The sequence below is a fragment of the Methanosarcina sp. 2.H.T.1A.6 genome (genome assembly GCF_000979455.1).
Lineage (GTDB): Archaea > Halobacteriota > Methanosarcinia > Methanosarcinales > Methanosarcinaceae > Methanosarcina.
Window position 1 is genome coordinate 213,547 of sequence record NZ_JJOY01000048.1, and the last position, 6,390, is coordinate 219,936.

At 42.9% G+C, this 6,390-nt stretch carries 8 protein-coding genes; 4 read left to right on the forward strand and 4 right to left on the reverse strand.

Annotated features, from left to right (window positions below):
• Window positions 1–193: 193 nt before the first annotated feature.
• Window positions 194–1,537, reverse strand: a complete 1,344-nt coding sequence (gene glnA, locus EO98_RS14785) for a type I glutamate--ammonia ligase (protein ID WP_048138014.1) — start codon at window positions 1,535–1,537, stop codon at window positions 194–196.
• Between the two features lie 342 nt (window positions 1,538–1,879).
• Here glnA and EO98_RS14790 point away from each other — a divergent pair, with 342 nt between their 5' ends.
• Window positions 1,880–2,359 carry a TspO/MBR family protein gene (locus tag EO98_RS14790; RefSeq protein ID WP_048138018.1) on the forward strand — a complete coding sequence of 160 codons (480 nt, stop codon included), beginning with the start codon at window positions 1,880–1,882 and terminating at the stop codon, window positions 2,357–2,359.
• Window positions 2,360–2,543: 184 nt separating this feature from the next.
• On the opposite strand, the gene EO98_RS14795 is transcribed toward EO98_RS14790, so the two are convergent.
• From EO98_RS14795 to EO98_RS19245, 3 genes are all read right to left on the reverse strand, one after another.
• Window positions 2,544–2,753 carry a DUF1059 domain-containing protein gene (locus EO98_RS14795; RefSeq protein WP_048136050.1) on the reverse strand — a complete coding sequence of 70 codons (210 nt, stop codon included), beginning with the start codon at window positions 2,751–2,753 and terminating at the stop codon, window positions 2,544–2,546.
• A gap of 139 nt (window positions 2,754–2,892) precedes the next feature.
• On the reverse strand, window positions 2,893–3,201 hold the full coding sequence (locus EO98_RS14800; RefSeq protein ID WP_048136048.1) for an Hsp20/alpha crystallin family protein: 309 nt from the start codon (window positions 3,199–3,201) through the stop codon (window positions 2,893–2,895).
• Between the two features lie 53 nt (window positions 3,202–3,254).
• Window positions 3,255–3,386, reverse strand: coding sequence for an Hsp20/alpha crystallin family protein (locus EO98_RS19245; RefSeq protein ID WP_235283475.1), 132 nt, complete (start codon window positions 3,384–3,386; stop codon window positions 3,255–3,257).
• A 436-nt stretch (window positions 3,387–3,822) separates the two neighbouring features.
• On the opposite strand from EO98_RS19245, the gene EO98_RS14810 reads away from it, so the two are divergent.
• The 3 genes from EO98_RS14810 (at window position 3,823) to EO98_RS14820 (ending at window position 6,308) form a co-directional block, all read left to right on the forward strand.
• Window positions 3,823–4,809: a DUF523 and DUF1722 domain-containing protein gene (locus tag EO98_RS14810; protein ID WP_048138021.1), complete on the forward strand. Its 987-nt coding sequence runs from the start codon at window positions 3,823–3,825 to the stop codon at window positions 4,807–4,809.
• 24 nt (window positions 4,810–4,833) lie between these two features.
• Window positions 4,834–5,925 (forward strand): hypothetical protein, encoded by a 1,092-nt coding sequence (locus EO98_RS14815; protein ID WP_048138023.1) that lies wholly within the window; start codon window positions 4,834–4,836, stop codon window positions 5,923–5,925.
• A 203-nt stretch (window positions 5,926–6,128) separates the two neighbouring features.
• Complete coding sequence (locus EO98_RS14820) at window positions 6,129–6,308, forward strand: PspC domain-containing protein (RefSeq protein ID WP_048136040.1); 180 nt, start codon at window positions 6,129–6,131, stop codon at window positions 6,306–6,308.
• The last annotated feature ends 82 nt before the right edge of the window (window positions 6,309–6,390 follow it).

The following is a 6,390-nucleotide window of genomic DNA, read 5'->3' on the forward strand; positions in this document are numbered from 1 at the left end:
TTTCAATCAACTGGGTGTTTTTTAGAATCCCGGAGCACACCTGCCGGATAAGGTGTGCCTCCCGAACCCTTATTGACATGTTTTTCTTAGTTTCCATAAAACCTCGTCAGGAAACCCGTTAAATCTTTCTATTTAGCGGGTAGTTGACTATCAGATTTTCCGGCGTACTATAAACACTTCATGATGATTGTCCTTACAGCATGTGGAGGTATTTGTTAAGTTCCCAGGGGTGGACCATGGCTTTGTATTCGTCCCATTCTGCAATTTTTGCGCAGAGGTAGTTTTCAAAGACATGAGGTCCGAGCACTTCCTTTACGAACTCGCTTTTTTTCATTTCATCCGTTGCTTCTTTGAGGTTTGCAGGGAGGGAAATTATACCTTTTTCCTGGCGCTCTTTTTCCGTGAGATGGAAAATATTCACGTTGGTTGGCTCTCCGGGATCGGTCTTGTTCTTAATTCCATCAAGGCCGGCTCTCAGCATGAGGGCGAAGGCCAGGTACGGGTTGCAGGCCGGGTCCGGGCACCTGAGTTCTACCCTGGTCCCGTTGCCGCGGGTTGACGGAATCCTTATCAGGGAGCTCCTGTTGCTGGCGGACCAGGTGATGTAAACCGGGGCTTCATATCCGGGGACTATTCTCTTGTATGAGTTTACTACGGGGTTTGTTACTGCTGCAAATTCCCTTATGTGCTTCAAAAGACCGCCTATATAGTACATTGCATCTTCGGAAAGCTGGGTAGGAGTGCCCGGGTCATAGAAAGCGTTTTTTCCGTTTTTGAAGAGGGACTGGTTGCTGTGCATGCCTGAACCGTTTACTCCGAAGAGGGGCTTTGGCATGAAGGTTGCGTAGTATCCTTTGTGATAGGCAATGGACTTGACCACGTACTTGAAAGTCACTACATTGTCTGCCGTGCTAAGTACGTCGCCGAACCTGAAGTCGATTTCGTGCTGTGAGGGTGCTACTTCGTGGTGGGATGCTTCTATCTGGAATCCCATGTGTTCCAGGGCATAGTCAATGTCTCTGCGTACGTCCTGTGCACGGTCAAGGGGTGCGAAGTCGAAGTATCCGCCCTGGTCGGTAAGTTCGGTTGTAGGGTTTCCGTTTGCATCAAGCTTGAAAAGGAAAAATTCAAGTTCCGGTCCGACGTTCATTGAGAAGCCCATTTTCTCGGCTTCTTTGATTGCGCTCTTCAGGACGTATCTGGGGTCTCCCTGGAAGGGTTTCCCATCAGGAAGGTATACGTCTCCGAGAATTCTTGCGACTGCGCCCGTTGCGGGTCTCCAGGGGAGGATCCTGAACGTTGACGGGTCAAGCACGAGTTTCATATCAGATTCTTCGATCCTTGTAAAGCCCTGGATCGAAGATCCATCAAACATTACGCCGTTTTCAAAAGCTTCTTCCAGTTGTTCTACAGGAATTGCCCAGCTTTTGATGATGCCGAGTGTATCCGTAAACTGAGTCCGGATAAACTTTACGTCTCGTTCCTTTACAGTCTCTAATACGTCTTCTTTAGTCGTACACTTTTTCATCTGCACCATTTTATTCCATCCTCACCAGGCATTAGGTAATCATTTACCGACCTACTATTATATATATATTTCTATGCGTTGTGGCATAGATTACGCTTAAAGCTCCATATATATCTAAAAAGTCTCTAAAATTATTTATGAAATTCATCCCCACTTCACTACGTATATTTCTAACATCCTGTATATAAATATCATTCCAGAAGGACTGAATTTCTCAATAGGGTTTAAATTTTAACTCTCCGCTCTGGCATATTTCCCAACATACTTCAAACGACATAAAAAATAAATTATATATGTTTCGGACCTTATATTTAATTAGTGTTGAAGTGCAATATCTCTTCGGGGTCTTATATGTTTAAAGTGAATGTATTCAGGTTTCTGGTCTCCATAATTATCTGCCAGTTCGCGGGGGCAATTGGTGCTATATTTACATCTTCTTCTCTTGAAGGCTGGTATCTTTTGCTTGAAAAGCCGGCTTTCAATCCTCCCTCCTGGGTCTTTTTCCCCGTCTGGACAACGCTTTATACACTTATGGGAATCTCGCTTTATCTTGTGTGGGAAAAGGGGTTGCAGCAAAAAGAAGTCAAAGTGGGAATTTCCCTGTTCGGATTACAGCTGGGCCTTAACATACTCTGGTCTTTCCTGTTCTTCGGACTGCAGTCTCCTTACACTGCCTTTCTTGAGATTCTACTGCTCTGGCTTACAATCCTGCTGACGGTTATACAATTCTGGAATATCTCAAAAGCAGCTTCCTATCTCCTTATCCCTTATCTTCTCTGGGTCAGTTTTGCGGCGCTGCTTAATTACCAGATCTGGGTCCTTAACCCATGAGTGTATGTTCCCATGAGTATATATTTCAGATAAGGATTGAGTCCGTTAGTATTACGATATGGGCTCAGCCTGAGCCCTGTCCTTTACTGAATTGCTGAAAACCGCATTCACAAAAAAACTCTGAAAAAAAGGTCTATACCCGGGAGACCCAGGGTAAACTTTGAAGTTCGTGGAAGCTTAAATATTAGAGGGCACCGCAACCGCAACTTCTTCCTAGAAGGGTTGATACACGATGCTTCAGGTGGTGAATGTCATCTTCGGACATCTTTTCAAGTTCTTCTTTATGTTCTTTTTCTATGTGGTCAAACATAGTTTTTTCGACTTCTTCCAGCTCATTACCAGTAGCCATAAAGTTGCACTTGAATCCCAGATCGCCGCACTTAACAATTTTCATGGTAGCTCCTCTTGCAGTAAAAACTGATCAAAATAGTCTTCTTCTATTCAGATTAAATATAATAAAAGTTGATTGGATATAACATTAAGTTTTTTCGGATTTTTCCCTCTGCACGGCGCTTTTTGCTATCTTCAAGTTTTCACTCTATCGGAACATATCTTGCGCAAACAAATCCTTCTTTATATGGGACTGTTATAGTGAGCATTCCATTATTGTTCACTGCAATAGCCTTTTCCGGGTCTACGGGCCCGTCCAGAAAAAACGATCCCAGGTATTCAACAGTTTCACTGTAGGCTTTAAGGTAAAAACTGTTTTCATGCATTACAAGAGTTATGTGCTCGTCCATGACGTCCGGAAGTTCAAGCTCTATAGTAAGGCTTTCATGTGTATCATCGTGATACATGGCAATAATCGGGGTTTTTATTATCTTGGGTACGGGATTTTCCATTAAAATTCCCCCTCATAGGAAAATTGTGCAGCCTGGCCGTATCAAGTATCCGTTTACTCAATCTTTACGTCCACTGAATTTCCAAAAGGCTGCTGGTAAGGCACAGTGACTTTCAGTACTCCGTTTGAATAGTTTGCAGTAGCTTTTTCCGGGCTTATAAGGCAGCATACGTCATAGCTGTCCACATATACAGCCCCTTTTTGGTGGCTTTTACTTAAAAACCGTCATCTATAACCTTTTAATAAATATTTTACTTTTTTACCCTTGAGGAACCACTTCGATCTTCAAATTTTCATAAAACCTCAGCAGGAAACTCCGGAGTCTTTAGCTCAGGGGTAGTTGACGTATCGTCCGGATATGCACAAATAACGGGTGACACTCTTAAAATATCAGCCATAACGTTCCCCAAAATAAAATCACCAATTAAGATATTTATATATATCTTATCGATTTATTTCATTATATTCAGAATCGAATAAAGGAAAAAAGCTCTTCTTTCTGGAAATACTGCTTTTATAATCTCTTTTTATAATATTTTCGCTTATATCTTAAATACGTCTCATGCTTCTTTTTGTCTGAAAAGCAATTTATGTAAGCAACTCCTTTTTGTATGGGGGTTAAATGAGAGAGTTTTCCAGGCCGAAGGTTGTTGTCAGCAGATGCCTTGAATTCGACCACTGCCGATATAACGGAGATATGATTAGCAGTCCTGTAGTGGCAAAACTTAAGGAATACGTTGATTTCCTGCCTGTCTGTGCAGAAGTAGAGATCGGGCTTGGAGTTCCAAGAACTCCGGTGAGAATAGTCCTTGACAGAGGAGAACACAGGCTTGTTCAACCCTCGAGCGGGAAGGATGTCACCGAAGATATGATTACTTTCTGTACTCGTTTCCTTGACTCTATAGAAGATGTGGACGGCTTCATCCTGAAGTTCAGGTCTCCCTCCTGTGGGCTCAAGGACGTAAAGGTTTATCCCGCTGTTGAGGGAAAAGGGGCAGTTGGGAAAACTTCAGGGTACTTAGGGGGTGCAGTTCTGAAAAGGTACCCTTTCCTCCCTATTGAGGATGAAGGCAGACTCCGGAATGCCCGGATTAAAGAGCATTTCCTGGCAAAACTCTTTACATTTGCAGCTTTTCGAGAAGTAAAGGTTAAAGGTAGTATGAAGGATCTGATAAGTTTCCACACAGAGAATAAACTTCTTCTTATGGCTTATAGTCAGGCCGAGCTCCGTAAATTAGGGGCGATTACCGCAAACAGAGACGGCAAGCCCTTCAAAGAGTTGGCTTCCGATTATGAGGCGCACCTGTACAATGCTCTCTCCAGTGCTCCCAGATATACCTCAACCATCAATGTGTTAATGCATGCATTCGGGTATTTTTCAGATAAACTTTCGAGCCGTGAGAAGGCCCTGTTTTTAGACTGGGTCCAAAAGTACAGGGGAGGAAAGGTCTCCATTTGTCCTGCAATAAATACAATCAGGGCATGGGTCGCACGATTTGATAACGACTATCTTATGCATCAGACCTTTTTCGAACCATATCCTGAAGATCTGATGGAACTGAATCCGATAGAGTCTCACTTAAGAGAGGATCTCTGGAAATTTAATTAATGCGTTTCCGGATGGGCGTTAATTATGAAAGCTAGAACTAAACTGATTTTTCTTTTCTTACTCGTTTATATGGCCGGGGTTCTTTTCTTCTGGCCTTTTTCTGAGGTATCCGGAGATTCTGGCAACAAAGGACTACAGAAGAACCTGCCGGGAGCAGAGAATAAGAATCTTGAACCTTCCAGTAGCCTTGTCGCGGAAGAATCCGTAGCACCAGGGAAATCGTCCAGAACTTACTCCTGGAACTATGAAGGCTACAAATGGTACCTTACTTTGCTGCTTGACGATAAGCTTTATGACACGTATAAGTCAAGGACACGCAAAAGGGAATATGACCTTTTTGCTTCTGACCCGTATGATGACTGGCTAATTAAAAATATTGCAGATACTCTTTTATCCCTTTCAAAGGAGTACGGGCTTGAAGAAAACAAGGTTCCGGGTCTTTGTGTTTCTTTTATCCAATCCCTTAACTACACATCAGACGTTGCAAGTTCCGGATATGACCAGTACCCCCGTTTTCCTTATGAGACCCTCTATGATAACGGTGGAGACTGTGAGGATACCTCCATTCTTTCCGTAGCAATCCTGCAGGAGATGGGCTACGATGTCGTCCTCCTCGAACTCCCGGAGCACATGGCTCTCGGAATTAAGTGTGACCCTGAAACAAAAGGCAGGAGTTTTGAATATCAAAACAATCATTACTACTATCTGGAAACTACGGGAAGCAACTGGCAGATAGGGGAGATGCCTGATGAGTATAAAGATGAGTCCGTCCAGGTCATCCCTGTGTACCGAAGACCTCTTGTCAATCTTGATTTCAATGCTCAGTGTGAGTACTCGCAAAAAGAAGGGGTGGTGGACGTTAACGTTACTCTGAGAAATGTGGGTTCCGAAATAGCTGAAGATACCACCATTTATGTTTCCCTTCAGGCCGATGATGAAATCAGGGCATGGGACCAGATAGAAAGTGATCCTGTAAATGTGGAGCCGGAAGAATCTTACCAGTTTGCTGCAAAAGGGCTCAGAGTTCCCGGAGGCAAGACTTTCAGGGTGTATGTGCGGGCTATCGGGGAAAACCTGTTCTCTGAAGAGATAATGAGTGAGTGGGTAAGTATCTGATAGAAAAGCCAGTCTTGATTCATAGACTACGTTTAAAGCCGAAATTTCGGTGAACTTCGACATACTCAGAAAAATGGAGTCACTTATAAATCTTATATAAACAATTCCTTATATCAGGGGGACTCAAATGAAACCCGGTATAATTAGATGATTGGATATTTTTCAGGTAACTTAGAGTGTTTTCCTGGAGTAGAGGTAATCATATGAAGAAACTGTACAGGTCAAAGAAGAACAGGATCATTGCCGGAGTATGTGGGGGCATAGGTGAATACCTTGATGTGGACCCTACGCTCATAAGGCTTTTATGGGCGCTCTTTTCTCTGAATGGAGCTGGAATAGTTGGTTATATTATAGCCTGGATTATAATTCCTGAAGAACCTTAAAATTTAGAAAATTTCAGGTCCCTGAAATTTCTTTTTCTTTCTAAATGAACTTGTAATATTATTGTTCTTCTTCTTCTTCTTC

What these genes read in the sequence shown, in the direction of transcription:
- glnA (WP_048138014.1), bottom strand. Translation starts at nt 1,537, where the DNA reads ATGGTGCAGATGAAAAAGTGTACGACTAAAGAAGACGTATTAGAGACT.
- EO98_RS14810 (WP_048138021.1), top strand. Translation starts at nt 3,823, where the DNA reads ATGAGAGAGTTTTCCAGGCCGAAGGTTGTTGTCAGCAGATGCCTTGAA.
- EO98_RS14790 (WP_048138018.1), top strand. Translation starts at nt 1,880, where the DNA reads ATGTTTAAAGTGAATGTATTCAGGTTTCTGGTCTCCATAATTATCTGC.
- EO98_RS14795 (WP_048136050.1), bottom strand. Translation starts at nt 2,753, where the DNA reads ATGAAAATTGTTAAGTGCGGCGATCTGGGATTCAAGTGCAACTTTATG.
- EO98_RS14820 (WP_048136040.1), top strand. Translation starts at nt 6,129, where the DNA reads ATGAAGAAACTGTACAGGTCAAAGAAGAACAGGATCATTGCCGGAGTA.
- EO98_RS14800 (WP_048136048.1), bottom strand. Translation starts at nt 3,201, where the DNA reads ATGGAAAATCCCGTACCCAAGATAATAAAAACCCCGATTATTGCCATG.
- EO98_RS14815 (WP_048138023.1), top strand. Translation starts at nt 4,834, where the DNA reads ATGAAAGCTAGAACTAAACTGATTTTTCTTTTCTTACTCGTTTATATG.